General features: G+C 49.9%; 2 protein-coding genes and 1 pseudogene. 2 read left to right on the plus strand and 1 reads right to left on the minus strand.

The features are described 5' to 3' along the window. Nucleotides 1-756, plus strand: a 756-nt coding sequence (locus ACTHSP_RS19390) for a DUF2167 domain-containing protein (RefSeq protein ID WP_440346716.1), incomplete at its 5' end; no start/stop codon positions are given. A gap of 80 nt (nucleotides 757-836) precedes the next feature. Here the strand turns inward: ACTHSP_RS19390 and gltX are convergent. Beyond that, nucleotides 837-2,231 carry a glutamate--tRNA ligase gene (gltX, locus tag ACTHSP_RS19395; RefSeq protein WP_440346717.1) on the minus strand — a complete coding sequence of 465 codons (1,395 nt, stop codon included), beginning with the start codon at nucleotides 2,229-2,231 and terminating at the stop codon, nucleotides 837-839. A gap of 164 nt (nucleotides 2,232-2,395) precedes the next feature. Here gltX and ACTHSP_RS19400 point away from each other — a divergent pair. Continuing rightward, nucleotides 2,396-2,655, plus strand: a pseudogene (locus ACTHSP_RS19400) (ABC transporter substrate-binding protein); the annotation flags it as partial.

The raw sequence follows: 2,655 nt of genomic DNA on the forward strand, positions 1-2,655 counted from the left end.
CAGGCCAAACTGAAACTGCCTGCAAAAATGGTCTTTGTGAAAAAAAATCGCGCCAACGCCATGATGAGGGAAGCAGGCAACGCCACAGATCCCAACCGCTACGGCCTGATTCTCCCCGAGTCGGAAAACGAGGACAGTGACACCAATTGGATAGTAGACCTGACCTTTACCGATTCTGGCTACATCAAAGACGATGATGCCAAAGAATGGGATGTTGAAGCCATGCTCGAGCAGCTGAAAGAAGGCACCGAGGAACAAAACAAAGAGCGAGCCTCCCGCAACCTACCGGAAATAGAAACTCGCGGCTGGGTGGAAAAACCGCAATATGATGCAAAGACCCATCGTCTGATTTGGTCGATTGACGTTTTGAATAAAAACGAACCCGACCCCAATCCTGCCATCAACTACAATACTTTCCAGCTTGGACGCGAAGGCTATATTGAATTAACTATGTTCACCGACTTGAAAAGCATAGATCAATACAAACCTATTGTGCAAGAATTGTTGGGCAATATCGAATTCAACGAGGGCAAGCGTTATAGCGATTTCAATGCGGCAACCGACAAAGTGGCCGAATACGGACTGGCTGCCTTGGTTGGCGGTATCGCTGCAAAAAAACTGGGATTATTGGCCTTAGCCGGCGCATTACTGGCTAAATTCGGCAAACTGATTATTTTTGGTGCTCTTGCAGTAGGCGCATTGTTTAAAGGCCTATGGCGCAAAAAAGATAAAAACAAACCGAACGAAGAAGAATAAATAAATCCTGTTCAAAATAAAAAAGGCCGTCTGAAAACTTGGTATCCCTAGTTTTCAGACGGCCTTTTATCATTCATGCCTTACGAACGAATCCGTTTCAACACTTCTTCTTTGCCGATTAAAGCCAATACTGCATCGACGCTTGGGGTTTTTGCTGTACCGCAGACAGCGAGGCGCAAAGGCATGCCGAGTTTGCCCATTTTAACGCCTTCTTCGTCGCAGAAAGGTTTGAAGAGGTCGTGGATGGCTTCGGCGTTCCAGTCTTCCAAACCTTCGAGGCGTTCGGCAAAGCGCAGCATACGGGTGGCGGCTTCGTCGTCCCAGTGTTTCTGCATGTCCGCTTCGGCAGGCGTTTGTTTGACGTAGAAGTAGAGGCACTCGTCGGCGAGGGTGTTCAGGTCTTGGGCGCGGTCTTTGACCAGTGCCAACACGTCTTCCAAAGCAGGTTTTGCCGTGTCGTAAATATCGCGCAGGGCAAGGCGGGGTTTGATGAGTTCGGCGAGTTTTTCGTTGGACGTGATTTTGATGTGTTCGCCGTTGATCCAGTAGAGTTTCTTCAAGTCCATGCGGCTTGGAGATGGGGAGACGTCTTTCAAATCAAACCATTCGATGAATTGTTCCATTGTGAAGAATTCGTCGTCGCCGTGCGCCCAACCCAAGCGTGCCAGATAGTTGAGCATGGCTTCGGGCAGGATGCCCATTGCGCCGAAATCGGTAATAGCAACGGTATCACCGCTGCGTTTGGAGATTTTTTTGCCTTGTTCGTTAAGAATCATCGGCAGATGGCCGTATTCGGGCAGGTTTGCGCCGATGGCTTTTAAGATGTTGATTTGTTTCGGCGTGTTGTTCACATGGTCGTCGCCGCGGATAACGTGGGTAACGCCCATGTCGTAGTCGTCCACCACGACGCAGAAGTTGTAGGTCGGCGTGCCGTCGGCGCGGGCAATAATCAGGTCGTCAAGCGCTTCGTTGGGGATAGAGATTTCGCCTTTGACCAAGTCCATCCATTTGGTCACACCGTCCAAAGGCGTTTTGAAGCGGACAACGGGTTGCACGTCGGCAGGGATTTCGGGCAGAGTTTTGCCTTCTTCTGGACGCCAGCGGCGGTCGTAAGTCGCCGTGCCTTCTTTTTCGGCTTTCTCGCGCATGGCTTCCAGCTCTTCTTTGCTGCAATAGCAGTAGTAGGCATGGCCTTTTTCTAAAAGTTCGGCAATGACTTCTTTATAGCGGTCGAAGCGGCGGGTTTGGTAAACGACGTTGTCTGCGTTGTCGTAGTTCAGGCCGACCCATTTCATGCCGTCGAGGATGATGTTGACGGATTCGGCAGTAGAGCGCGCCAAGTCGGTGTCTTCGATACGCAATAAGAATTCGCCTTTATGATGGCGGGCAAACGCCCATGAGAACAGGGCGGTGCGTACGCCGCCGATGTGCAGGTAGCCGGTGGGGCTGGGGGCGAAACGGGTTTTGACGGTCATGATGGCTCCAAAATCTTTTAAAACAGTTATTTTACTTTTTCGGCGAGGTTTAAACAATGTAAGGCCGTCTGAAAATAATGTCGGCGCAGAAGGACCGCCTGGGAACTTTTCTCCTGAAAACAAATCAAATATAATGATAATTATTTCTTTTAAAGGATCCACTCATGAACAAACGCGCTTTATTTGCCGCCCTCGCCCTCCTGCCCCTTTTTGCCCAAGCCGAAATCAAAACTATCAAAGACGTATTGGGACGCGAAGTCAAAGTCGATGTCCCTGTCAAACGCGCGGTTTTGGCGTTTTACTATCCCGACTATATCGCGGTAACGGGTGCGGACAAATTTAAAAACGTCATCGGCATTTCGCGTGAGTTTTGGGAGAAATTCAATCCCGGCAGCTGGGCGATGTTCAAACAGAAGCTGCCTAC

The organism is Neisseria sp. P0001.S005, assembly GCF_051963715.1.

What these genes read in the sequence shown, in the direction of transcription:
- gltX (WP_440346717.1), bottom strand. Translation starts at nt 2,231, where the DNA reads ATGACCGTCAAAACCCGTTTCGCCCCCAGCCCCACCGGCTACCTGCAC.